This window comes from Chryseobacterium echinoideorum, assembly GCF_007474535.1.
In the GTDB taxonomy this organism is placed as follows: Bacteria; Bacteroidota; Bacteroidia; order Flavobacteriales; family Weeksellaceae; genus Chryseobacterium; species Chryseobacterium echinoideorum.
In genome coordinates this window covers 66,247-91,659 of record NZ_VKNW01000003.1, presented here as the reverse complement: position 1 = coordinate 91,659, position 25,413 = coordinate 66,247, and the positions used below count along the sequence as shown (strand labels likewise).

At 34.2% G+C, this 25,413-nt stretch carries 26 protein-coding genes and 1 riboswitch; of the genes, 10 read left to right on the top strand and 16 right to left on the bottom strand.

What is annotated here, in order from left to right; all coding sequences use genetic code 11:
• Positions 1–6: 6 nt before the first annotated feature.
• Together FOL89_RS04455 and FOL89_RS04450 are read right to left on the bottom strand one after the other, a co-directional pair.
• Positions 7–1,473, bottom strand: coding sequence for a phytoene desaturase family protein (locus tag FOL89_RS04455; protein WP_185146910.1), 1,467 nt, complete (start codon positions 1,471–1,473; stop codon positions 7–9).
• A gap of 1 nt (position 1,474) precedes the next feature.
• Positions 1,475–2,143 carry a MarR family winged helix-turn-helix transcriptional regulator gene (locus tag FOL89_RS04450; RefSeq protein WP_144281650.1) on the bottom strand — a complete coding sequence of 223 codons (669 nt, stop codon included), beginning with the start codon at positions 2,141–2,143 and terminating at the stop codon, positions 1,475–1,477.
• Positions 2,144–2,324: 181 nt separating this feature from the next.
• Here FOL89_RS04450 and FOL89_RS04445 point away from each other — a divergent pair, with 181 nt between their 5' ends.
• Positions 2,325–4,121 (top strand): hypothetical protein, encoded by a 1,797-nt coding sequence (locus FOL89_RS04445; RefSeq protein ID WP_144281649.1) that lies wholly within the window; start codon positions 2,325–2,327, stop codon positions 4,119–4,121.
• Between the two features lie 58 nt (positions 4,122–4,179).
• Here FOL89_RS04445 and FOL89_RS04440 read toward each other — a convergent pair whose 3' ends face one another.
• On the bottom strand, positions 4,180–5,484 hold the full coding sequence (locus FOL89_RS04440) for a voltage-gated chloride channel family protein (protein WP_144281648.1): 1,305 nt from the start codon (positions 5,482–5,484) through the stop codon (positions 4,180–4,182).
• Positions 5,485–5,513: 29 nt separating this feature from the next.
• A riboswitch (Fluoride riboswitch) is annotated at positions 5,514–5,579 on the bottom strand.
• Between the two features lie 222 nt (positions 5,580–5,801).
• Between FOL89_RS04440 and FOL89_RS04435 the strand changes: the two genes are divergently transcribed.
• The 8 genes from FOL89_RS04435 to FOL89_RS04400 all read left to right on the top strand — a co-directional run bounded on the left by FOL89_RS04435 (position 5,802) and on the right by FOL89_RS04400 (position 12,956).
• Complete coding sequence (locus tag FOL89_RS04435; protein WP_144281647.1) at positions 5,802–6,431, top strand: TetR/AcrR family transcriptional regulator; 630 nt, start codon at positions 5,802–5,804, stop codon at positions 6,429–6,431.
• A gap of 95 nt (positions 6,432–6,526) precedes the next feature.
• The gene (dnaX, locus tag FOL89_RS04430) at positions 6,527–7,609 is read left to right on the top strand and encodes a DNA polymerase III subunit gamma/tau (protein WP_144281646.1); all 1,083 of its coding nucleotides are present in this window, start codon (positions 6,527–6,529) and stop codon (positions 7,607–7,609) included.
• 53 nt (positions 7,610–7,662) lie between these two features.
• Positions 7,663–8,223, top strand: a complete 561-nt coding sequence (locus FOL89_RS17680) for a hypothetical protein (RefSeq protein ID WP_228444855.1) — start codon at positions 7,663–7,665, stop codon at positions 8,221–8,223.
• A gap of 282 nt (positions 8,224–8,505) precedes the next feature.
• Positions 8,506–9,588 (top strand): chorismate mutase, encoded by a 1,083-nt coding sequence (locus FOL89_RS04420; RefSeq protein WP_144281645.1) that lies wholly within the window; start codon positions 8,506–8,508, stop codon positions 9,586–9,588.
• Positions 9,589–9,643: 55 nt separating this feature from the next.
• Positions 9,644–10,570: a ribosome small subunit-dependent GTPase A gene (gene rsgA, locus FOL89_RS04415; protein ID WP_144281644.1), complete on the top strand. Its 927-nt coding sequence runs from the start codon at positions 9,644–9,646 to the stop codon at positions 10,568–10,570.
• 101 nt (positions 10,571–10,671) lie between these two features.
• Complete coding sequence (locus FOL89_RS04410; RefSeq protein ID WP_144281643.1) at positions 10,672–11,181, top strand: FKBP-type peptidyl-prolyl cis-trans isomerase; 510 nt, start codon at positions 10,672–10,674, stop codon at positions 11,179–11,181.
• A 78-nt stretch (positions 11,182–11,259) separates the two neighbouring features.
• On the top strand, positions 11,260–12,264 hold the full coding sequence (locus FOL89_RS04405) for a peptidylprolyl isomerase (RefSeq protein WP_144281905.1): 1,005 nt from the start codon (positions 11,260–11,262) through the stop codon (positions 12,262–12,264).
• A gap of 128 nt (positions 12,265–12,392) precedes the next feature.
• Positions 12,393–12,956, top strand: coding sequence for a hypothetical protein (locus FOL89_RS04400; protein ID WP_144281642.1), 564 nt, complete (start codon positions 12,393–12,395; stop codon positions 12,954–12,956).
• 1 nt (position 12,957) lies between these two features.
• On the opposite strand, the gene FOL89_RS04395 is transcribed toward FOL89_RS04400, so the two are convergent.
• The 5 genes from FOL89_RS04395 to thrS all read right to left on the bottom strand — a co-directional run bounded on the left by FOL89_RS04395 (position 12,958) and on the right by thrS (position 17,903).
• Positions 12,958–14,127: a M28 family peptidase gene (locus FOL89_RS04395; RefSeq protein ID WP_144281641.1), complete on the bottom strand. Its 1,170-nt coding sequence runs from the start codon at positions 14,125–14,127 to the stop codon at positions 12,958–12,960.
• Between the two features lie 99 nt (positions 14,128–14,226).
• Positions 14,227–14,571: a 50S ribosomal protein L20 gene (gene rplT, locus FOL89_RS04390; protein WP_143885444.1), complete on the bottom strand. Its 345-nt coding sequence runs from the start codon at positions 14,569–14,571 to the stop codon at positions 14,227–14,229.
• Between the two features lie 171 nt (positions 14,572–14,742).
• Positions 14,743–14,940, bottom strand: coding sequence for a 50S ribosomal protein L35 (gene rpmI, locus FOL89_RS04385; protein ID WP_034676300.1), 198 nt, complete (start codon positions 14,938–14,940; stop codon positions 14,743–14,745).
• A gap of 373 nt (positions 14,941–15,313) precedes the next feature.
• Positions 15,314–15,814 (bottom strand): translation initiation factor IF-3, encoded by a 501-nt coding sequence (gene infC / locus FOL89_RS04380; protein WP_130913502.1) that lies wholly within the window; start codon positions 15,812–15,814, stop codon positions 15,314–15,316.
• 151 nt (positions 15,815–15,965) lie between these two features.
• Positions 15,966–17,903 (bottom strand): threonine--tRNA ligase, encoded by a 1,938-nt coding sequence (gene thrS, locus FOL89_RS04375; RefSeq protein WP_144281640.1) that lies wholly within the window; start codon positions 17,901–17,903, stop codon positions 15,966–15,968.
• Between the two features lie 120 nt (positions 17,904–18,023).
• Here thrS and FOL89_RS04370 point away from each other — a divergent pair, with 120 nt between their 5' ends.
• Entirely contained in the window at positions 18,024–18,992 is a 969-nt protein-coding gene (locus FOL89_RS04370) for a dipeptidase (RefSeq protein ID WP_144281639.1), read from the top strand.
• A gap of 54 nt (positions 18,993–19,046) precedes the next feature.
• Here FOL89_RS04370 and FOL89_RS04365 read toward each other — a convergent pair whose 3' ends face one another.
• From FOL89_RS04365 to FOL89_RS04330, 8 genes are all read right to left on the bottom strand, one after another.
• Complete coding sequence (locus FOL89_RS04365) at positions 19,047–19,226, bottom strand: hypothetical protein (RefSeq protein WP_144281638.1); 180 nt, start codon at positions 19,224–19,226, stop codon at positions 19,047–19,049.
• A gap of 12 nt (positions 19,227–19,238) precedes the next feature.
• Positions 19,239–19,844, bottom strand: coding sequence for a DUF4230 domain-containing protein (locus FOL89_RS04360; protein ID WP_144281637.1), 606 nt, complete (start codon positions 19,842–19,844; stop codon positions 19,239–19,241).
• Positions 19,841–20,413: a TlpA family protein disulfide reductase gene (locus FOL89_RS04355; RefSeq protein WP_144281636.1), complete on the bottom strand. Its 573-nt coding sequence runs from the start codon at positions 20,411–20,413 to the stop codon at positions 19,841–19,843. The genes FOL89_RS04360 and FOL89_RS04355 overlap by 4 nt, the downstream gene beginning before the upstream one ends.
• 1 nt (position 20,414) lies before the next feature.
• On the bottom strand, positions 20,415–20,882 hold the full coding sequence (locus FOL89_RS04350) for a pyrophosphohydrolase domain-containing protein (RefSeq protein ID WP_144281635.1): 468 nt from the start codon (positions 20,880–20,882) through the stop codon (positions 20,415–20,417).
• Positions 20,883–20,999: 117 nt separating this feature from the next.
• The gene (locus tag FOL89_RS04345) at positions 21,000–22,193 is read right to left on the bottom strand and encodes a pyridoxal phosphate-dependent aminotransferase (protein ID WP_144281634.1); all 1,194 of its coding nucleotides are present in this window, start codon (positions 22,191–22,193) and stop codon (positions 21,000–21,002) included.
• Between the two features lie 109 nt (positions 22,194–22,302).
• Positions 22,303–22,938: a hypothetical protein gene (locus tag FOL89_RS04340; RefSeq protein WP_144281633.1), complete on the bottom strand. Its 636-nt coding sequence runs from the start codon at positions 22,936–22,938 to the stop codon at positions 22,303–22,305.
• 105 nt (positions 22,939–23,043) lie between these two features.
• On the bottom strand, positions 23,044–23,838 hold the full coding sequence (locus tag FOL89_RS04335; RefSeq protein WP_144281632.1) for a hypothetical protein: 795 nt from the start codon (positions 23,836–23,838) through the stop codon (positions 23,044–23,046).
• A gap of 108 nt (positions 23,839–23,946) precedes the next feature.
• Positions 23,947–25,401, bottom strand: coding sequence for an LptF/LptG family permease (locus tag FOL89_RS04330; protein ID WP_144281631.1), 1,455 nt, complete (start codon positions 25,399–25,401; stop codon positions 23,947–23,949).
• Between the last annotated feature and the right edge of the window lie 12 nt (positions 25,402–25,413).

The following is a 25,413-nucleotide window of genomic DNA, read 5'->3' as shown; positions in this document are numbered from 1 at the left end:
TATATTTTATTTGGAGGCTTCTGTTGCTGCAATTTTTCCTGAAATAATGGATGGTGGTACCCCTGGTCCCGGAACAGTAAGCTGACCGGTGTAAAAGAGATTTTTTATTTTTTTGTTTCTTAATGAAGGTTTCAGTACTGCAGTTTGGTTCAGTGTATTTGCCAAACCATAGGCGTTTCCTTCATATGCATTATAATCTTCTACAAAATTTTTAATACAATAGCTCTTTTTATAGTCAATCTTATCCATAAGACCTGAAGTTTTCGTGTGTTTTTCAAGTCTTTCAATCATTTCTTTAAAGTATCTTTCTCTTATTTCCTCGCTGTCGTTAATTCCTGTTGCAATCGGCATCAAAAGGAAAATATTTTCACAGTTTTCAGGCGCTACACTTTGATCTGTCTTAGAAGGACAGCATGCATAAAAAAGAGGTTTTGTAGGCCATTTTTTGTTGGTGTAAATTTCTGTTGTATGAAGATCCAGATCATTTTCAAAAAACAATGTATGATGTTTGAGGTTCGGAATCTTTTTTTTAAAACCTAAATAGTATATAAGACACGAAGGTGCAAATGTTTTATTTTTCCAATAACTTTCGGGATAATTTTTATATTCTTCAGGTATTAATTTTTCTTCTGTGTGATGATAGTCTGATGATGCGATGATGGTATCAAAACAGATTTCTTTTCCATTGATTGTAATAGATTGAGCTTTAGAATTGCTCACGTTGATTTTCTCTACGTTTGAATTGAGGTGAATACGCACGCCTTGTTCAATGCATACTTCAGACATTGCTTCTATTACTTTATAAAAACCGCCCATAGGATACCACGTTCCGAGTTTATAACCTCCGTAATTCATCAGGCTGTAAAGCGCAGGAATATCTTTGGGAGCAGCACCTAGAAAGATCACAGGAAATTCCATGAGCATTATTAATTTAGGATGCTTGAAATACTTTCTGACAAAACGGTGAAAATTTGAAAGCAAGTCAAGCTTCAAAGCACTTTTGGCAATTTTCGGAGACACAAATTCCATCCACGAATGGCAAGGTTTTGTAACGAAATCTTTCATGCCTACTTCATACTTATACTGTGCATCACTCATAAACTCATCAAGTTTTTTACCTGCACCTTGTTCGGTCTCTTCAAAAAGATTCCTCATTTCTGAATAAGATTGAGGTAATGACATATTTCCATCCTCAAAAACCATTTCAAACTGCGGATCCAAAGAAACCAGCTTGTAATAATCTGAGCTTTTTCTGTCAAAATCTTTAAAGAAATTTTCGATAATATCGGGCATCCAATACCAGCTTGGTCCCATATCAAAAACATAGCCATTGTCGGTAGAAAATTGTCTCGCTCTTCCTCCGAGACTGCTGTTTTTCTCAAAAACATGAACTTCATGACCATTTTTAGCTGCATAAGCCGCCGCTGAAAGTCCTGAGAATCCCGAACCGATAATTGCTGTTTTTTTAATCATATTAATTATTGTTGAATGAGTATTCTGAGAATATGGTATCTAATAGCTTTTTTGTGTCAATATTTCTGCCAAAAATTTCATTATGGAAATGATCAAGCTTATTTAGAAGCCTTATAAGTTCATGCTTTTCTGCTTCGGTAAGATTTCCGCTTACAATTTTTGTAGCCTGACGAATTTTGTCCATTTGTTTTTCTAAAACGGCAATACCTTTTGGAGTAATGCGGATTAATTTGGTACGTTTATCATCCGGTGAATGTTTCTGCTCTACCCATTGTTTTTTGATAAGTCTGTTGATGGTAAGAATGCCAACTGGTTTTTCGTGTACATTTCTTCTGATAAGTTCTGTCTTAGACATCTCACCGAATGATCTGAGATTGATGAGATAAATAAATTCTTCCTGTGTAGAAAATTCTGAATCAGCGATAGCGGACTTTGAATACGTTTTTGCATATCTGTTGAGGTGAACAAGTAACGTGCTTATTACGCTTTCGGAGCTTCTCCCATTTTCTTTTCCTATCCATTCTACAGATTGATGATCTTCTGTTTTTTGATGATTGTCATAAATCCAATCCTTAAAACCTTCAATGCTATTAGTGTATTGATGGTTTTTGTTTTCAGAGTCAAACTTTTCCAGTAGATGAATAATATCTTTAGTCAAATCGTAATTCATTTTCAACTTATATGTATACAAATATACTAAAATTTATAAATAAAGTATATTTATATACTATTATTTTAATATTTTATTTATTGCATAATTTATATAATCGTTGTAGTTTTGTTGCGAGTTATAGGTTTTTTCAGATCAAATCAGTTTCATGGCAGCATGAAGCTATAATATTATTTTAATAATGATCAAAAAACCATTACACACCTTTCATATTCCTGTTATGGGATTAGCTTATACTATAGATAGTCCCATTCGAGTTGCACAATACGGCATATCTTCTGTTGTTTCAATCATTGATGATGAAATTATTGAGAAAATGAAAAATTTCTACAACAGAAAATTTAATTTGTCTTATCAGGAAATATCCAATAAAACCGAAGATTACCGAGCCAGAAGAATAACAGATTATCTTAATCTGATGGATGAGGTAATTAGTAAAAAGGTTGAAATATTCAAAGACGATGTTTCTAAAAGCAGGGAGTCTTTGCAACAGTTTATGTCATTAATTCCACAATATTCAGATTTAAAAAAAGGCTTGGCTGAGTTTCTGAATCAAGGAGATTTTTTGAGTTCACATATTAAAAATTTCCTTGAAGAAAATTTTTCACCCGGAAATATTGATGTTAATATTATGACGAAAGTTGATAAAGACAACTTTAAAAATGATGAACAGCTTCCTGTAATTTTCAATGATGCTCATGCCTCGCTCCGTGGTTTTGCAAAAAGTACATTATCGTCATCACTTGTGCTTTCTGCAGGAATGAACCCTCGTTTGTACAGCTATATTGAAGAATTTGATGATTTTTACCCTGATGGAAATAATTTTATAAAAAAGAAAATAATTCTCAAGGTAAGTGATTTTCGCTCAGCAATGATTCAGGGTAATTTTCTGGCAAAAAAAGGATTATGGGTTTCAGAATACAGAATAGAATCCGGGCTAAATTGCGGAGGTCATGCTTTTGCAACAGATGGTTTACTTCTAGGACCAATTCTTGAAGAATTCAAAACAAAAAAAGAAGAGCTTATTTTTTCTGCTCACTCTCTTATGATAAAGGCTTTAGAACAAAAAGGCAGATATTTACCTTCCGTGCCGCTTGATTTACAGGTTACTGTGCAAGGAGGTGTAGGAACTGCTGACGAACATCAGTTTTTATTAGATAATTATGAAGTCAACAGTGTAGGATGGGGTTCTCCGTTTTTACTTGTTCCTGAAGCAACTTGTGTAGATCAGGAAACCAGAAATCTTTTGGCAGCGTCTAAAGAAGAAGACTATTATCTGAGTAATATTTCTCCTTTAGGAGTTCCATTTAATACGGTAAAAGGTACTTCAAACGAAGTGATAAGAAGGCGAAAAGAATCTAAAAATAAATTCGGCAGCTCTTGTCCTAAAAAATTACTGGCCTTAAGTAAAGAATACTCTTCGAAAGGAATTTGTACTGCTTCAAAAAAATATCAGGATATCAAAATCAGTGAACTTGAATCTCAGAAAGAAACTCTAAGCAACCCACAGTTTGTAAGCAAAAAAAGAGAAATTACAGAGAAAGCGTGTCTTTGTGTAGGACTTGTGAATTCTGCTTATATGGATAATAATATAGAAGTGAAAGGAGAAAATCAAGGGGTGGTCATTTGTCCGGGACCCAATTTGGCTTACTTTGATAGAGAGATTAGGCTTTCTGAAATGATACAGCATATTTATGGAACAGAAAATGTGATTTCAGACAAAAACCGTCCGAATGTTTTCATCAATGAACTCAAAATGTATATCAGACATCTGGAAAAAGAAATGGCGGATTTTCCGGAACCTACTGTTTCTCAAAAAAAGAAATGGAAAACATTTAAAGCAAATATTCTGGACGGGATTACTTATTATAAGATTCTTTTTCAAAAAACATCGTCCTTTAAGAAAGATCGTGAAAAAATAATGAATCAATTAAACAATTTTGAAAATGAATTTTTGGTCTTAACTTCGAGCTTATAATTAATCAACAAATAAAGCTGTGTTTATATGAATGCAGCTTTATTTTTTATAAAGAAAATTATAAATCGCTCACTCTTTTTCCAATATCACTGGTAAATCTGCTGTTTTTCGGTTCGCCAATAATCTGGCTTTGATAAATACTGTTCTTTCCTGAAAAAAGATAGGATACCGTGCAGGCAATGGCTGCATAAATTCCGCATTCTATTCCAAACAATTCTATAGCCATGATTGTACAGGCAATCGGCGTATTGGTCGCTCCGGAAAACACCGCTACAAATCCCATCCCTGCTAAAAGTGCTAGAGGTAAAGGGATTATAATTGCTAAAGCATTACCAAGAACTGCACCAATAAAAAAGAGAGGAGTGACTTCACCGCCTTTAAATCCTGCAGCCAAAGTAATGATAGTGAAAATCATTTTGACTGCAAAATCATATACAGGCAGCTGTTGATCAAAAGATTCTAATATCGTCGGAATTCCTAATCCGATATATTTAGTTGTGCCTATAATAAAAACAGCAGAAGCTACAATAATTCCCCCGAAAAAAGGTCTTAATGGTGGATAAGGTATCTTAGACTTAAAAAATCGGCTTGTTTTATGAAGAGATTTACTAAAAATAGCTGCGCAGATTCCAAACAAAATACCAGCTGAGATAGCATAAATAATATTGATAAAAGTAATCTCCGGAACAAAATTAATGTGGTAATGTGTATGATGAGCTTTCCAGAGTCTGGTTACCAGATCAGCAATGACCGATGCTGCAACGGCAGGAAACAGAGAGTTGTATCTTATTCTTCCGATGAGGAAAACTTCAAGTCCGAAGATTGCTCCTGCCAACGGAGTTCCGAATACCGAGCCAAATCCGGCTGAGATGGAAGCAATAATTAAAATTTTTCTTTCATCTTTTGTTAATCTGAAAGGTTTTGAAAACTGATCTGCAATAGCAGCTGCCATTTGAAGAGCAGTTCCTTCACGACCAGCTGAACCTCCGAAAAAATGAGTGATTATAGTTCCAAAATAAACAAAAGGAGCCATTTTAAAAGGAATGGTTTTACCAGGCTGGTGAAGATTATCAATCAGCAGATTATTCCCTTTTTCTACATCTTTTCCGCAATAATGATATAGTAGACCTACTGAAAGACCTCCTAAAGGCAAAAGGAAAATAATCCATTGGTTATTTTCACGGAAATCAGTTGCCCATTCTAATGATTTTAAAAAAAATGCAGATGCACTTCCGATTAGAATTCCTATTACAAGAGTTATAAGCAGCCATTTTAATAAAAAGAGGGATGATGGGTATTTTCTGAAGAAAGTATGAATATAAATTCTGAGAATTCTAAAAAGTGTCTTGTTATTTTTAATCATATAATTCCTGATTAAATGTTTAAACATTCAATTAATCAGGCGCCATCAGCTTTGTAAAGCGGTTGGGTAAGGAAGACACCATTTCCCTATAATTTGCAAAATTAAAATAAATTTCCCAAAGAGCAATAATAAATTTCTGCTGTGAAATATTTTTAGACAGGTGAATTATTTTATCGTAAAATCCTATGTATATTATGTTAAAACCATTTTTGTAAAAAATTCGTATATAAGTGATAAACAAAATCAATTCTCATATTTGAGATGTACGTTTGTTATATTAAAAAAAAATAGCTAATTTAGAACCCAAATTGAAAACGATGCCTAGAAAAGTTGTACAAGGTCCTATCAGGGACAAAGAAAAAACAAAGCAGAAACTGCTGAATGCAGTTGGTAAAATTCTGAAAACAAAAGGTTATTCAGGATTGATGGTTAGTAAAATTGCTGCTGTTGCAGGTTTTGACAAAAAACTTATTTATGAGTATTTTGGCAGCACAGACAAGTTGATTGATGAGTATATCAAATCGCAGGACTATTGGAGCAGAGTAGATCAAAAAGATATGGAAGTTGATTTTTCAGACGGAGGAAAGGAAATGTCTAAAATGGCACTAATCAACCAGTTTGAGACTCTGAAAAAAAACAAAGAACTGCAGAAAATTATCGTGTGGGAATTATCTGAAAGCAGACCTGCTTTAAGAAAAATCTTTGAAAAGAGAGAAGAGGTAGGAGAGGAATTATTTACAAATATTACCGATCCGCATTTTGGTGATGACGCAAAAGATTTCCGCGCAATTACCGCACTTTTGGTGGGAGGTATATATCATCTTAATTTATACAGTGCTTATAACGGAACCACATTCTGCGGTTTGGATTTGAAGTCTGAAGATGGCAGAAGCAGAATCCAGAAGGCCATTAGAGATATTATAGATTTCGCATATCAGAAAAAATAATATCACTATAGACTGTACATTTATTTTTGAGTAATAATATAAAATTTGAATTTTTTATACTTTCAGATTAAAACTATATTTCTTACTTTTGACCAATGGAAAATTTTATCGTATCTGCAAGAAAGTACCGTCCGCAACAGTTTGATACCGTAGTTGGGCAATCTCATATTACAGATACTTTAGAGCATGCTATTGAAGAAAATCAGCTCGCACAGGCTCTGCTTTTCTGCGGACCGAGAGGTGTCGGAAAAACAACCTGTGCAAGGATTTTAGCAAGAAAAATCAATGAAAAAGACGGTTCTGTTTCAGAGGATGGTTTTGCTTACAATATTTATGAGCTCGATGCCGCATCCAATAACTCTGTAGACGATATTCGTGAACTTATAGATCAGGTACGTTTTGCACCTCAAGTCGGACAATATAAGGTGTATATTATTGATGAGGTTCATATGTTGTCTTCAGCAGCCTTCAATGCTTTTTTAAAAACATTGGAAGAACCTCCTGCACATGCAATTTTTATTTTAGCGACTACTGAGAAGCACAAAATTATTCCTACAATATTGTCAAGATGTCAGATTTACGATTTCAAAAGAATTACCATTCTTGATATTCAGGAACATCTTAGGAAAATTGCCGAAAAAGAAAACATAAAGTACGAAGATGATGCTTTGTATCTTATTGCGCAGAAAGCTGATGGTGCTTTGAGAGACGCACTATCAATTTTTGACAGACTTTCTACTTTTTCCCAAAAAAATATTACCTTGGCAAAAGCTGCTGAAGTACTTAATATTCTTGATTATGATCAGTATCTTACCATTGCTGATCTGGCAAAAGAAAGCAAGATTCCTGAAGTTTTGGCAGCCTTTAATGAAATTGTAAAAAGAGGTTTTGATCCACATTTATTTATTGCCGGTCTGGGTAATCATTTCCGTGATTTGATGATGGCACAAAATGCTTCTACGATTGATTTAATTGAAGTAGGAGAGCAGACTAAACTTAAATTTGTAGAACAGGCAAAAAACTGGAGTCCTCAAAATCTTATTGACGGAATTGAAATCTGTAATCACGCCGATATCAATTATAAAAATTCTAAAAATCCGAGATTGACCGTTGAAATTGCATTGATGCAGCTGTCATCAATTTCTGCTGGTTCAGATGCTAAAAAAAAAAGTTTATAATATTAGCGCCGTTTCTTGATGAAAAACAGGAAGTTGTTCTAAAGCCTGCAGCAATGCAGGAAAGCAAAAAGGAAGAAAAATCTCCTGCTGATTCTCTTGGTGAAAAGGTCGTGGAAATTAAAAAAGTATCGAAACCTTTATCAAAAACTACTATTTCATCGGGTTTCAGTATAAACTCATTTCTTAATAAAGAAGAAAAAACCGAAAACACAGAAGTTACAGATCATACAGTTTCAGAAAAGCTTCCTGAACATCATTTTACAGAAACCGATCTTCAGAATGAATGGAATACGCTTTTGAAGAATTTAAGGTTGAAAGATCCTGTCGTTTTCAACGCTATTAAAGCTTTTAAGCTAACCAAAATAGAGGAAAAAGTCATTCTGATTTCTTATCCGTCTGATTCTGCTAAAAATGAGTTTGATAAAATAAGTATTGAGTTTTTTAACCATTTCAAGCATAAGGTTAATAATCATTCTATTGATTTTCAGTTTAAAAAAGACCATGAAAATTTAAAGATTGAAGTCGTTACCAAAAAGAAAATTTTCGAAAAATTTGTGGAAATGAATCCGCTTCTGAAAGATCTTGATGATTTAATGAGGTTTGATTTGTCATAAATTGATATATTTGTACAAGATTTATCAAATTTTAGATACAATTCAGTTGAAACTTACTAGAGTTTTTTATTATTATTCAGATCATTCTGCTTATTGGCGGGATGGTAATCTCTTTTTTGCAAATACATATTATTGCAAAAATATTAATGATTATTGTTATCAATAAACATTTTTCCAAAAGATATTCAATATCTTTTTACTTATTAATCTTGATTTTTACATTCATACAACAGGTATCTGCTATTGATACTGCTTATAATATTAAATAAATACTACTTTATAATGAACTTAGGAGATTTAAAGAACACTTGGATAGAGCAATTTCAACAGCCACTGATTATTGCAGGACCTTGCAGCGCCGAAAGTGAACGGCAAATGTTGGAAACTGCAAAAAGAATAAAAGAAAATAATGTAAATGTTCCGATTTTTAGAGCCGGAATATGGAAACCCAGAACAAAACCGAACGGATTTGAAGGGGTAGGAGTAATAGGTCTCAACTGGCTAAAAAAAGTAAAAGATGAATTCGGGTTTCTTACAGCAACAGAAGTTGCCAATGCACATCATGTAGATGCAGCTATTAAAGCTGATGTTGATATACTCTGGATTGGAGCGAGATCAACTGTTAATCCTTTTACTGTACAAGAAATTGCTGAGGCCTTGAAAGGAACAAAGAAGATTATTCTGGTAAAAAATCCTGTGAATCCTGATTTGGCATTGTGGATTGGTGCATTAGAAAGACTTTTAGGGCAAAATATTATGAATCTCGGAGCTATTCACCGTGGGTTTTCTACTTATCAGAAAACAAAATACAGAAATAACCCCAATTGGCAGATTGCTTTAGATTTTAAAAGTCAGTTTCCCAATATTCCGTTGATTGTAGACCCTTCGCATATTTGCGGAAACCGCACCGGATTGGCTGGAATTACTCAGGAAGCTTTTAATATGGGATATCAGGGTGCGATGATCGAAAGCCATTGCAATCCCGATGAAGCATGGAGTGATGCAGCTCAGCAAATTACTCCTGAAGTTTTGAGCGGAATGATTTCTGGCTTAAAACTTAGAAATCCGGATCTGGCTGGTTTTGAAGAGGAAATGGGCAGACATAGAACATTAATTTCTGATCTGGATTTCCAGATGATTGAGCTCATCTCTCAGAGAATGAAAATTTCTGAGAAGATCGGAAAGCTCAAAAAAGAAAATGATATTGCGATATTTCAGCCGGATAGATGGAAGATTATCAAAGAATATGCAGTTCAGAAAGCCTCAGAGACGGGTTTGTCAAAAGAGTTTATTGAAAAAATCTTCAAAGCCATTCACGAAGAGTCTATTGATGTGCAGAATAACATCATGATTGACCAAAAATAACAAAGATTTTATCAATATATTATTTTCCTGAATTGTCTATATTTGTAGCTATAATATGAAAGGTAAAGTCATAAAATCTACAGGAAGCTGGTATCAGGTTTTGGAAACAGAATCAGGTAAAATTTTTGAAGCAAGAATTCGGGGAAAATTTAAACTGATTAAAACCAGACTTACTAATCCTCTGGCTGTAGGTGATTTTGTAGAGTTTCAACTGGAACAGGATGATATTGCCTGGATTACCAAAATAGAACCCCGCAGAAATTACCTGATCAGAAAATCTGTGAATCTTTCTAAAGAAGCTCATATTATTGCTTCCAATATAGATTTGGCGTGTTTTATATTCACATTAAAATTTCCTGAAACATCGTTGGGTTTCTTAGACAGATTTTTAGCGTGTTGTGAGGCTTACAATATTATTCCGCTTATCTTATTCAACAAAATGGATGTTTTGAATGACGAAGAGCAGGAGCTGGTAAAAGATATTGAATTTTTGTATCAGGAAATAGGATATGAAACATTAGAGATTTCTTCTTATTCTCAACTGAATCTTGATGATCTTACAGAAATTTTAAAAGATAAAACATCGGTATTTTTCGGTCATTCCGGATGCGGAAAGTCTACTTTGGTGAATGCTTTGCAACCGGGGCTTAATCTTAAGACTTCTGAAATTTCAGATACCCATCTTAAAGGAAAACATACGACTACATTTGCACAAATGCATTTTTGGGATTTTGGAGGAAATGTGATTGATACTCCCGGAGTGCGTGAATTTGCTATGATTGATATAGAAAAAGAAGAAGTACAACATTATTTCCCGGAAATTTTCAGGAAAAGAGAAGAGTGTAAATATCATAACTGTCTTCACATTAATGAGCCTAAATGTGCGGTAATAGAAAGCCTTGAGAGCGGAGAAATTCAGCATTCAAGATATTCTACCTATCTCAAACTGATGGAAGAAGCAGAAGATCTTCCTTTTAAATAATATTTGATTTTAATACTTCAAAAAAGAATTGTTAGTTTTAATTAATAATATAATCAAGTTTTGCTAATCATTGTCGAATTATGTATTTTCGCAACAGTTTTATGAGAAAAATAATATTCATATCGCTTTTGAGTCTCATTGGCTGCAAAAGAAATAATCTGGTACATCCACCTGTTGGCGGTATTTTGAATCAAAAAGATCTTGATGTTTCAAAAAACCGTTCCAAAAATCTTAATACAATAGAGCGACAACAGATTAATGATTGGATTAAAGATCAAAAAAAAGAATACTTTCCCACACAGCTTAATTACTGGACAGATGTTTCTGGTTTTGATAAAAGAGAAAGAAGACAGGACGAAACTCTGATTTCTTATTCTTACGATTTATATGATTTTGATCAAACCAAAATTTATGAAAAGCCAATCAGCAGAAATAATGCAAGATTTGGTCATTTTGATGAACTTAAAGCTGTTGAAAATGCGCTTAGATATATGAAACAAGGAGAAGAAATCACGCTTCTGGTCCCATCTTCACTTGCATACGGAACATATGGCGATGAAAATAAAATTGATAATGACATTCCTTTAATTATAAAATTAAAAGTTCTTTAAATGAAATTTTTAAACAAAAATATAATCTTTGCAGCGGCAAGCATTTCGCTTATAAGCTGTACTCCAATTTATAAAAAAATGAACGTAGACAAAGAAACTTACGCTGGTCTTAATGATGGACTATACGCTAATCTTCAGACAACGAAAGGGAACATGATCGTAAAGTTTGAAGATAAAAAATCACCGGTAACTGTAGCCAATTTTATTGGTCTTGCAGAAGGTAAAATTGATAATAAAGCAAAAGATAAAGGAGTTCCGTTTTATGACGGAACTATTTTCCACAGAGTGATCAAGGATTTTATGATTCAGGGAGGTGATCCGAAAGGAACCGGAATGGGAGATCCTGGATATAAATTTGAAGATGAAAAAAACGATTTGAAGCATACAGGAAAAGGTATCCTTTCTATGGCTAATTCAGGACCTAATACGAACGGTTCTCAGTTTTTCATTACAGAAGTTGCTACCCCTTGGTTGGACGGAAGACACACTATTTTTGGTAAAGTAGTAAAAGGAGAGGAGGTGATTGATGCAATTGCCAATGTAGAAAAAGGGGCTCAGGATAAGCCTAAAACAGATATAGTGCTTGAAAAAGTTTCTGTTTTCGGAAAAGGTGATGAATACAAAAACTATGATGCCGCAAAAATTTTTAATGAAGGAAAAGGAAAGATAGCTGCCAATAATAAAGCTATGGCAGAAAAAGCTGAAGCTGAAGCTAAAAAAGCATTAGAAGACCTTAAAGCAGGAATGCAGGTAACCGAATCTGGTCTTTATTATAAAATCACCAAAAAAACTGATGGCAAAACTCCAAAAGCAGGAGATAATGTTCAGGTACATTATGCAGGAAAACTCACAAACGGAACTGAATTCGATTCTTCGTTTAAGAGAAACGAGCCATTAGAGTTTCCTGTAGGAATGGGAAGAGTAATCAAAGGCTGGGACGAAGGAATTCTATTATTAAAAGAAGGTGAAACTGCGACTTTACTGATTCCGCCGGCAATGGGTTACGGAGAAAGAGGAGCAGGAGGTGTAATTCCGCCTAATGCATGGTTAATTTTCGATGTGGAATTGGTAAAAGTTCCTTAATCATTATGATCAATAAAATTGAAAAGCCGTTTCTTTGGAGACGGCTTTTTTACTGAAAATAGTTCTGTTTTCAGTAAATATAAAAATTACGCAGTTTTTATGTACATTTGAAAAAATTAAAATTTAAAATGAAAAATAAAATATTCACATTAGCTTTAGTTCTCTTATTTGCATTTTCTTTCGGACAGAATGATGATCAGGCAATACGGAAATCTGTTGTTTATTTTGCCAATACGATTAAATATAAACAGCTTGATAAAACAATAGACTGTATTTATCCCAAATATTTTACTGTCGTTCCCAAAGAGCAGATGACGCAGCTTCTCAATATGACTTATAACAATCCTTTTGTGAAAATTGATGTAAAAGATATGAAGTTTGCTTCTGTGGGAAAACCTGAGCTGGTAGACGGAGAATACTTTTCTTTGGTAAGCTATTTTTTAAAACTAAGGGCAGATGTAAGTTCGATGAATGATGATATGAAGAAAAATATCAATCAGATGCTTTCATCGAAATATGGTAAAGATAATATACAGTATATAGCAAAAGAAGGTGCATACATCATCAATGCACCTATGTCTGTTTATGCTGTTTCTAAAGACAGAAAAAACTGGAAAGTTGTCTTAGCCGAAAAAGAACTCAAATCTCAGCTCACAAAAGTTCTGCCCAAAAAAATTCTTGAAAAAATGTAAACTATTTTTCGATAAGAAATTTTCTTATCACTTTTCCTTCTTCCGAGTTTACTGTACAAAGATAAGCTCCGTTAACTAATTTTGAAACATTGATGCTTCTTTCGTTTTCGTAGGATGAAATAAGCTTCCCTGTCATATCATTGATTTCAATACTGAAATGTCGGAGTTCTTCAGGAGTTTCTATATAAAGAATATCTTTAGCCGGATTAGGATAAATTTTGATTGATTCAAGCTTACTTTCCGCAGCTTCATGGGTTGAAAGTGTAGAAGATGCTACTGCAAAATGCTGTAAAGCACCAACAGCAGCTTTCCCAACATTGAATACATACACAGGATCTACATTGGCAAAAGTATCATTTGCCGTATGCTCATTATTACTTCTTACTGTTTCATAAAAACCGGTAATGATATCCCCTTTATTTTCAAAAGGAATGTAATCTGAAGCAAAAGCATTGGAAAATGTAGTCTGCAACGGAGAATACAATGCTGTACAGGCAGCAAGCTGCTGAGTCATCGCTAGAGAAGGTGCATTATTGGCTGTTTGTCCGCTCTGGTCGCTTTCGCAGGTAATGGTATTGTTGTTATTTCCAATCTTTCCGCCTACCTGATCAATATTAAAAACAACTTTCAGATTAAGCTGTCTTACATTATTTTGGAAAACAACATTATTCACATAATTTGTACTTCCTATTAAGCCCTGTTCTTCCCCTGAAAAATGAATAAATTTTACCGAATATTCCGTTGGGACATCTTTCAGAATTCTTGCTGCTTCCAGAAGAATTGAAGTTCCGCTTCCATTGTCACTTACACCGGATCCCGTAATGGTATCATAATGTCCGCAGATAATGACATAGATATTGGGATAAACAGTTCCTGTTTTAGTAACCACCAGATTTTTGGAAGTTATACTCCCGAAAGTAAAAGTATCTTCTGTAATCTGACTTGCGTCATATCCGTAAGATTGATATTTTGCCTTAAGCCAGTTCAAGGTATTAGTATTGGCGACAGAGCCTGTAGTTTTTACGCCTAAATTGGCAAACTCCTGAAGAAGTGTTGTTACATTGGTTTGGGTAACCTGATTGGCTCTTGTCTGGTAAGCCTGTATAAAACTTTGTGCATTAAGGCTGTATGTCGCTATCGAAAGAAGCAGAAAACCTGTTATTTTTTTCACTTTGGATGATGATTCTTTAATAATATTAGACAAATGTAAATAATAAAAAAATCCCGAGCAAAAAACTCAGGATTTATATTGATAACAAAAAATTTTACATTATTTTACTTGATCTACAACTGCTTTGAAAGCTTCAGGATGATTCATTGCTAAATCTGCTAAAACTTTTCTGTTAAGCTCAATGTTGTTCTTTTTAAGAGCTCCCATAAACTGAGAGTAAGACATTCCGTGCTCTCTTGCACCTGCGTTGATACGCATGATCCAAAGTGCTCTGAAGTTTCTCTTTTTCTCTTTTCTTCCACGGTAAGCATATTGCATTGCTTTTTGTACCGCGTTTTTAGCAACAGTCCAAACGTTCTTTCTTCTACCGAAAAAACCTTTAGCTTGTTTCATTATTTTTTTTCTGCGAGCTCTTGAAGCTACGGCATTTACTGATCTTGGCATAATTTAAATTGTTTTTTTTGAAAAGGGCGGAACTAAAGTAAATGATAAATGATATGAGATTTCTCTACAATTCAAAAACTTCCAGACTTTATTCTCTTAGGTGCTCCGTTTCAGGGTTAAAATGTTGAATTTTTTTGAATTCTTATAAACCGGATAAATGATTTATAAAAACTACTTAATGGCTAATTGACGTTGAACGCTTTTCTCATCCACTTTAGCTACATAAGAAGTAGTCGTAAGATTTCTCTTCTGCTTCGTTTCTTTTTTAGTTAAAATGTGGCTTTTGTAAGCGTTTTTTCTTTTGATTTTACCAGTTCCGGTAAGAGCAAAACGTTTCTTAGCACCTGATTTCGTTTTTAATTTTGGCATTGTTTGCTTTTTTATGTTTTTGTTATCAATATATTTTAATGTATCAATAAATCAATTTACCAGTTTACCAATATTGTTACATTGATACATTGTTAAATTGCTACATTGATTTTGGGCGTGTCCCTCATTTGCTCATTCCGCTGCGCTGCATTCGCTCATTCGGGTCGGGCTATTCATTGCAAGTCCTCGCTCATCAGCATTTCCTGCGCTTGCTGTGGGCTTTTCATTACTATCCCTCACGCAGAGAATTGCGTCTGCAAAATTACAAAAAATAATAATACGAAAAGAGACTTTCATAGAAAATCTCTTTTATATATCGTAAATCATCAGGAACTAAAGTGTAATTTTTAAAATCCTGATAATGAATTTTAGATTATTTCGCCGGTTTTTTAGGACTCATCATCATAATCATTCTTTTCCCTTCAAGCTTAGGAAGCTGATCTACTTTACCAACGTGCTCCAATTCCTGGGCAAGCTTCAAGAGTAAAATTTCTCCCTGATCTTTAAAGATGATAGAACGCCCTTTGAAAAACACATAAGTTTTCAATTTGGAACCTTCTTCTAAAAATTTTTCGGCGTGCTTTTTCTTAAACTCATAATCGTGATCATCGGTCTGAGGTCCGAAACGAATCTCTTTTACCACCACTTTTACCTGTTTAGCCTTAAGCTCTTTTTGTTTTTTCTTTTGCTCGTACAAAAACTTTTTATAGTCTAGTACTCTGGCAATAAAAGGCTCTGCCTTATCTGAAATGACAACCAGATCCAGCTCCTGATCTTTGGCAATCTGTCTTGCCTTATCAATAGGATATACACCCGGTTCTACGTTGTCTCCCACCAAACGAAGTTCTCTTACACGGATCTTATCGTTAATCATGTGAGCGTCCTCCTGTTGTGGACGTCTTTGTGGGCCTCTGTTGTTAAATCTTTGTGCTATTGTATTAAATTTTATTGGTTAATCTTTACTTATTGTGACCAGCTTATATTTTAGCTGATCTTATTGATATCCGGAGATTATTGCTTTGAAATTATCCGGCAAATTCAAATCCTGTTTGTGAAGCTTCTTTAAAGTAATTTACAAAATCATTAATGCTCATTACTCCCAAATCACCTTCGCCACGTCTTCGTACAGAAATTGTGCCATCCTTTTCTTCATTTTCGCCTACTACAAGCATAAAAGGAATCTTTTTCAACTCTGCATCACGGATCTTTTTACCCGTTTTTTCGTTTCTGTCATCAATTAATCCGCTAATATCGTGATTTTCTAAAAGTTGTGAAACTTTTTTTGAATAATCTACATATTTTTCACTGATCGGCAGGATAATGAATTGATCCGGAGCAAGCCACAACGGAAAATCTCCTGCCGTATTTTCTAACAGAATGGCAATGAAACGTTCCATTGAGCCAAATGGCGCTCTGTGAATCATTACCGGTCTGTGTTTCTCATTGTCATTTCCTGTATAGGTAAGGTCAAATCTTTCCGGCAAATTATAATCTACCTGAATCGTTCCCAACTGCCATTTTCTTCCTAAAGCATCTTTCACCATGAAATCTAGCTTAGGTCCATAGAATGCAGCTTCACCATATTCAGTAATAGTATTTAAACCTTTTTCGGTTGCAGCGGTTACAATTGCATTTTCAGCCTTCTCCCAGTTTTCGTCACTTCCGATATATTTTTCCTTGTTTTCTGGATCTCTTAAAGAAATTTGTGCTGTAAAATCTGCAAAACCTAATGAGCCAAATACATAAAGAACCAAATCAATCGTTTTCTTAAACTCGTCCATCAGCTGATCCGGAGTACAGAATAAATGCGCATCATCCTGAGTAAAACCGCGAACTCTCGTTAAACCGTGCAGTTCACCACTTTGCTCGTATCTGTAAACCGTACCAAATTCTGCATATCTTTTAGGAAGGTCTTTATAGCTCCATTGCGAAGTTTTATAAATTTCACAGTGATGCGGGCAGTTCATAGGTTTCAGCATAAATTCTTCACCTTCATTCGGAGTTTTAATTGGCTGGAAACTGTCTGCACCATATTTATCCCAGTGTCCTGAAGTAACATATAATTGTTTTGCTCCGATGTGGGGAGACATTACAAATTCGTATCCTGCTTTTTTCTGAGCTACTGAAAGGAAATTTTCTAATTTTTTTCTTAGAGCAGTTCCTTTAGGCAGCCACAATGGCAAACCCTGACCTACTTTTTCAGAGAAGGCAAAAATTCCTAATTCCTTACCTAATTTTCTATGATCTCTTCTTTTTGCTTCTTCCAGTCTTTCAAGATATTCTGTAAGATCTTTTTGTTTCGGGAAAGAAATACCATATACTCTTGTAAGCTGAGGATTGTTTTCATTTCCTCTCCAGTATGCTCCTGCTGCGTTGAGAACTTTGAAAGCCTTTACTATTCCTGTATTCGGAATATGACCTCCACGACAAAGATCTGTGAAGTTATCATGCGTTACAAAAGTAATTTCTCCGTCATTCAGATTAGAAATCAATTCAACTTTATACGGATTATCTGCATAGGTTTTTAAAGCTTCCTCTTTAGAAACAGGATATAAAGAGAATGTTGATTCTTTTTTAGCGTTTTCTAAAACTTTCTTTTCGATTTTCTCGAAATCTTTTTCAGATAAACTTTCGTCGCCGAAATCTACATCATAATAGAATCCGTTTTCGATGGCAGGACCTATCGTTAACTTAGCATGAGGATAAAACTCAAGGATAGCCTGTGCCAAAAGGTGGGCTGAAGAATGCCAGAAAGCCTTCTTTCCAAGATCATCATTCCATGTCAGAAGCTGCAACGTAGAATCTGTAGTTATAGGTGTGGTCGTCTCTACTTGTGTACCGTTTACAACTGCGGAAATGGTATTTCTAGCCAATCCCTCGCTAATAGATTTTGCCACATCTAAAGGAGTAACTTCTCCTTCAAATTCTCGGACGCTTTGGTCTGGAAGTGTAATTTTTATCATTGTTTTACTAAGAAATTTTAAGATGCAAAAATACGCTTTTTTTTATAATTCAATATTATATTTACACTATATTTGAGTACGAAAACGTATACTTTTCTGCTAAAAATCCAGTATTTTATTATGACAAAAAGAAATATTGACCTTCACTGTGACTTATTGGTATATCTGATGAATCCCGATTCTAAAATTGATGATAGAGAAATAGGCTGTTCGCTTCCGTTTTTGAAAGAAGGAAATGTAAAGCTTCAGGTGATGGCAATTTTTACTCCTACAGTAAAAGGAAGCACACAATTTGGAAATAAGCAAAGCCAGATTTTTTCTGATCTTATAAAAACGGAAAATTTCTATTTGTTTAATACTTTAGAAGATTTAGAAAATCATTCAGAAACAGGCATTGTTGCTGCTATTGAAAATGCATCAGGATTCTGTGAAGAGGATGAAAATCTTGAACAGGGATTCAGAAATTTAGAAAAAATTATTGAGAAAACCCAAAAGCTGCTGTATATCGGAATGACACATCATACAGAGAACCGTTTTGGAGGCGGTAATTTTTCTGAAGCCGGATTAAAAGAGGACGGAAAAGTTTTACTGGATTATCTCTCAGATAAAAATATTGTGGTTGATCTTGCTCATACCAGTGATGCGCTGGCTTTTGGAATTATGAATTATATTGACCAGAGAAATTATAAAATTCCTGTTTTTGCCAGTCATTCCAATTTTAGAAAAATCTGCAATCATAAAAGAAATCTTCCTGATGAACTGGTGCAAGAAATTATCAGCAGAAAAGGTCTCATCGGGCTTAATTTCGTTAAAGATTTTGTAGGAAATGATAATTCTGAAAATCTTTACAGACACATCCAATACGGGATTGAAAATGGTGCAGAAGATTGTCTTGCGTATGGGGGAGATTTCTTCTATGATAAAAACCATCCCGACAAATCACGTTACCCTTTTTTCTTTGATGAATATAATAATTCAACGGCCTACAATTCTATTAATGAAAGACTTTCGAAAGATTTTTCAGTTGAAACAATGGAGAAAATAAGTCATCAGAATGTTGAAAATTTTTTAAAAAGTTTGGGGTATTAAATAGTATTTTTTTAGCTGGTTTAAGGATGTTTAAAATAAAAAAATACTAAGTTTTCACTTAGTATTATCTGTTTTTCCTGTTTTTCCTTTTGACGATTTTTGCACATCTTCTTTATCTACATCCGAAGGATTTTGTTTTTCCGAAGATGCGGGAATATCACGGAAATCTTCATTTTGTTTCTTGGTCTCTGCAGTATTGGCAGATTCTGTTGTCTTTTTTTCTTTTGAATCCATAGCTTTGAATTTTTAAAGTCCGAGAATACCGATCTTTCCGGTTTTATCTTCTATTGTGTAGTTCAAAGCCTTTGCCAAAACAAAAATATTGTTCAGATTTTCCATTAATTGTGTACGACCTTCGTTTCTCAGCTTATTTTGATCTACTGATTTAATGGCAGTTTGTTTGGCTTTCTGAGTAACATTTTTAATGTCTTTTTCTGAAATTCTGTTAAAGAAAGAATCATCCAGTGACTGAATTTCTACACTCGGCGTAATTCGTATCTGTGCATCCGGAAGTTCTGTAATAACAAGTCTTTTATTAATAGAATCTACTTCTATTTTCATTTTATTGAGATCATAGGAAACCTGCGCATTAGTTTTGGTATACGTTATAATGCTGCTGCTGGTCATTTCTTTACCAAAAAACTCGTAGCTCATTTTGGTTTTCTGCATGGCTGAAAAATTTTGTTCCAGAACCACCATTTTATTCATTTTTGAAATCTGATTGGTCAGGATATAGTAATCTGATTTTTCTTTTTTTTCAGTTGCATTAAAGCATGATTTAAAACCAAAAAACAGGAGCAACATTAGTAGAACTCCTGCAAAAAACGGTATAATGATTTTTAAATTTCTCAATTCTCTTTTTTAAATATTTCTTTGATTACCGATCGGTCATCTTTTTCAAGGATTTGTACAAGATCTCTTTCTATATATCCTGTAGTCGGCATTTCAATAATTCGTCCAATTTCCTTGCCATATTTTTCTACAATGATGGTAGGAACTTTCTGTACATTGTATTTTACCTCGTCGCCAGTTGGAGATTCTTTTTTTCTATTGACGGCAATGATCGTAAGTCTTGTGTCGGGATATTTTAATTCATCCAAAATCTTCATTAATCTCGGGAAATCTCTATGAGAATCTTCGCACCATGTTCCCAGAAAAACGATGAGATTATAAGAATTAAACTTATTTTTTTTAAGCTCACTGATGGCTTTCTGGTCTAAAGCGTACTCGTTGAATTCTTTTGTATACCATTCCGCATAAGGTTCTTTGCTAAACTGCTCTTTCAATTGGTGTCCCAAAAGCATTTTTCCATCATTGGTGGTTTCTACTTCACGGTTAACGATTACTTTCTGAGCAGATAATTGCTGTGAAGTAATAGTCAAAACTGAAAGTGCTAAAATCCCGGTAATAATTTTTTTCATCCTAATTGTCGATTATTGATTTTAAATCAGCAGGAGAGTAGTATTTGTTTTTCAAAACCTTATGATCAGATTTTCTGTATACATTAAACTTTTCTCCCGATTTTTCGTAGAAAGATTCTACTTCTTTTTCTTTATAAAATTCAACGGTTTCCTGTGCCTGTTCTTCGTTGTCGCATGCTTTAGACATATTGGAACGCTGAACTTCGTTGAACAGCTCTACAAATTTATTGCCAAGACCAAATTCTAAAACAGCTCCACTCAAAACATACTGCAAATCGCAAAGAGCATCTGCAATCTCAACAATATTATGATCTTCAATAGCTTGTTTTAACTCGTTCAGCTCTTCCTGCAAAAGTTCAACTCTTAGGTTGCATCTTTCTTTAGAAGGAATCTGAGGAGTATCTAAAATTGGTGCTTTAAAGGTGGTGTGGAATTCTGCTACTTGGTTCAGGCTGTCAATTTTATCCATGAAATATTTTAATTTTAAGCAAATATAAAAAAATGATAACAGAATTACATCTGCCGTTATCAATTAGGCTTAAAATATCATTAAAAAAGCTGTCTTATCTTGACAGCTTGTGATTATCTAGTTGAACTGCAAAAGCAATTCTTTTATTCTTCTCATAGCTTCTTTCAAATCTTCTTCGGAAGCAGCATAAGAAAAACGGATACACTCCGGACTTCCGAAAGATACACCGCCTACACATCCTACATGAGCATTCTCCAGCAAAAACATAGCAAAGTCATCAGCATTTTTTATTTCGGTTCCGTTTAATGTTTTTCCGATGTAAAAAGAAACATCAGGAAAGAAATAAAATGCGGCTTTTGGCAAAACTACCTTGAAGCCCGGAATTTCTTTCATTAAATCATACATCAGATCTCTCCTGCTTTTAAAGGCATCAATCATGTAACGGTATTCTTTAGGATCGGTTTTCAGTGCAGTGATAGAAGCTCGCTGTGCCATTGTATTGGCTCCGCTGGTCATTTGACCCTGAATTTTTTCACACGCTTTTGCGAGCCATTCCGGACAGGCAGAATAACCGATTCTCCAACCTGTCATTGCAAAAGCTTTAGACATCCCGTTGATAACGGCTGTCTGCTCATAAACTTCAGGAAACTGCGCAATGGAAGTTGTTTTTGTCTCGTAATTGATGTATTCGTAAATTTCGTCTGATATTAATGTTACGTGTGGATATTTCGCAATAACTTTCGCTAAAGATTTGAGTTCATCATACGTATAATATCCGCCTGAAGGATTGCAGGGTGAGCTGAATAAAACAGCTTTTGTTTTTTCATTAATTGCTTCATCAAGCTGCTCTGCAGTGATTTTAAAATCAGTAACGTAAGATGTAGGAAGCATTACGGATGTTCCGCCCATCATTTTTACCATTTCGTCATAACTTACCCAAAAAGGAGTTGGAAGAATTACCTCATCACCATCGTTGATAATAGAAGCTAAAATATTGATGATAGCCTGCTTTGCACCGTTGGAAACACAGATCTGAGTAGGTTTGTAATCTAAATTGTTGTCTCTTTTTAATTTTTCAGAAATTGCCTGTCGCAGCTCCAAAAAGCCGGGAACAGGAGAGTAGTGGCTGTAATTTTCATTAATGGCATCAAAAGCTGCCTTTTTAATGTTATCGGGAACATCAAAGTCGGGCTCGCCCAATGTTAAACTAATTACATCTATTCCGCTGGCTTTCATTTCTCTTGCTTTATTAGACATTACGAAAGTCTGAGAATATCCTAACCTTTTTACTCTTTCTGAAAGTTTATCCATATAGTTTTGTCTTTTGAACAAATATATAAAAACTTAGTTTGAATCATAGGAGAATTTTATGAATGATTTTATCTATAATTTAGGTCAGACAATAATTACACTGAATTGACTATAAGCAGTCCGGGTTTTTATTTTTGTGACTCATTAAATTGCTGAATGTTTTCATCAATTCTTTATCAGAACAGTTTTTATTTTCAATGTTTTTAATATTTTCAGGATTGAGTTTGTTTTTTTTGGCAGAACGGACAGTATATTTTTTCTCAAGACATTTTTCCAGTTTGTTGTTGATGTAATACAACCTCTTCTCATTGATTTCATCTTTCGTTTCGGGCTTTTCTGCAGTTCCGCCGTCAAAATTCCAGACCGTTTCTTGTTGAAAAATAAAGAAAGGCTGATCATCATTTACAAAGTAATTTTCTACGGATGAATAATGGCTGTATTCTGAAAAAGAATGTTTTATAGATCTAAGTTTACCGTTTTGCGAGTAATAAACAACTGTTCCTGAACGCTCGTTGCATTCGTAATTAAAGCTTGTCGAATCCAGCTTCTTTGTATTTATCTCCTGATTGATTTTGGTATATTCTGCTTTTATCTCATCTATATTTTGTAATGAAATTTTTGAAGAATCTGAGACTTGAGATGTTTTGTTTGATTCATTTTCGGAAATGGAATTTGCTTTCTCTGAAGTTTGTTTTTCACAGGAAAAAACCAAAATAAGGCTAAGTGATAGGATTGCATTTTTCATATTAAATCGGATTATATCACAATTCAACCAAAAAATATGCAAATCACACATATCAAAACAAAAACAACCGCAAAAAGCGGCTGTTTTATTTATAATCAATAAAATTTATTGACAATTTTCGTTATAATCCAGAATAACTTCATCAATGATTTGCGGAACATCAGACATTACATCATCAACCTGATTTTTGATAAATTTTCCCAGACCAGTTCTTTTTTTAGTATCATTTTTCATCGAAGCGTATTCTCCTCCGGCAATTTTACTTTTTATTACGGGACAGTCTGCAGTGATGATCTTTGCTTCTTTCAGATTAAATTCTTTTAGTTTGCTTCCTTTTTTTGTATAAATATAGGAAGGATTATTTCGCATTCTTTCTGTTTCTCTCTCTGCTTCTTTGATTTGACTGTCTCCTGCAGCAAAGCTTGTTGGAAAACCGTACAATCTGTAAATTTTGATTTTACCATCTGTTACAACTTCTGCAAACTGATTGGTTTTGGTAAGATTATTAAATGCTTTGATGTTTCCGCTTAATCCGCTTGTTGCAGTATTTAAGCCTTCTTTTACATTAGTGTATTTTATTACCTCAAAATGTCTTTCGTTATTGTTTTCATCGTAAGCAACATATTCTTTGAGGTCATCAGAATCCATTGTTTTAAATTTCTGCTTCTTTTTAGACTTGTCAATATCCGAAACAGCGACAAATTTTACTTTTTTTTGATTGTTCCAAGGATTACGGGCGTCACCAACCATTCTTACAATACCTTCGGTTTTTTTGCCGCTTTTATCAATGATAAAACCAAATTTCTCGTTGCTTTTAAGCTCATAGTCTGTGGTGTCATCCTGTCCGTATAAAGATGCACTCATAAGACTCAGTACACTTAATAATAAAATTTTTTTCATGTTTTTTTGAATTAAATTAAGGCTGTAAATATGAGAATTTTTTTTGAATGTTAAATATAATTCATAAAAAAACCGAAACTAATACTTGCTTCGGTTTTTTATTTTCATTTACTGATATCTTTTATGTTCTTTATTTTTGACAAATAGCTTGATTACAGGTTTAAAGAATGCCTTGTATTTCTCAGAATCGAATAGCTGAGAATCGGTAAGCGCTTTATAAGTCATTAATACTCCAAAAGGAAAAAGTATAATATTAGGGAGCCATGCCGCAAGATAAGGATTCATCTTTCCTGACCATGCTACGTTTTCAAAACCCACATTAATAATGTAAAATACAATGAATATAATGATCGCAATAATTACAGGAACTCCCATTCCTCCTTTTCTGATGATAGAACCAAGGCTTGAACCAATCATAAAAAATATGATGCAGGTAAAAGAGTAGGTGAGCATTCTCTGTTGATAAAGAATGACCTTGCTAAAGTATTTTTTGCTGGGATCTATCTCTTTATCTTTGGATTCTAAATTCAATTTCAGTGTCTCCAGCCTAGAGTATGCATTGCCGATTGCCTGAGTTTTTTTATCAGATTTTATGGTATCAATTTTATACTGCTGTTTAACAGGGGCTTTTGTTTTGTTTTTATCCATATAGGTTACAACAGAGTTCACCTGATTCATCATTTCATTACCGATATTTTCATTGATTCTTGCATTTTCCTTTTTGGTTTTATCAATGGTAGCAAACAGTTCATTAAAGGTTTGGAAACGGTAATCATCTGTGATTTGCTCTTTCTCGATGGCTTTATCAATCAATTCACTGATGTCAAAGTGTGTAATCAAAGTATCAAATTTTGTTCTCTGATCTGGTTGTTTTAATCGTACATTTTCAGATTTACCGGCATGAGAATCTTCAGTTACATATCCGTTGTATAAGATCAACTGCATGTATTTTCTGTTTTTAGCATTGGCAAATTTGCCTTTTTCTGCAACAATGGTCTGCTGATTTTCAAAATTGTTTGCTTTTTTATGAATAAATATCCCTTCCAGATCTCTGCCTTCATCACCTTTTATTTTATCAAATTTTACCATATATCCGGGAATCTGATCAATAAACTGTCCCGGAGTAAAATTGAGAGCAGGCTTTGTCTGTGCAATATTATACAGCATATTTTTAGCCTTCCTTTGAAAATCAGGAATGATATTATTAGAGAAAATATAAAGCAAAATAGCGAGAACAACGGTTACTCCGAAAAGTGGCATCATGACCCGGGTAAGAGAGATCCCGGCAGCTTTCATGGCGGCAAGCTCATATCTCTCACCCAGCTCGCCAAATGACATGATACTTGCCAGAAGAATAGTGAGCGGTAATACCATACTTACAACATTTACTCCGAGATAAAAAAGGAGCTTCATGATCTGAAATGTAGTAAGACCTTTTCCCATAAACTGTCCCAGCTGAATCCATACAATATTGACAATAAAGATGAAAAACAGTACACTGAATATGAAAAAAAACGGACCAAAAAAGGTCTTGATGATATATCGGTCTAATATTTTTAACATTCGCCAAAATTA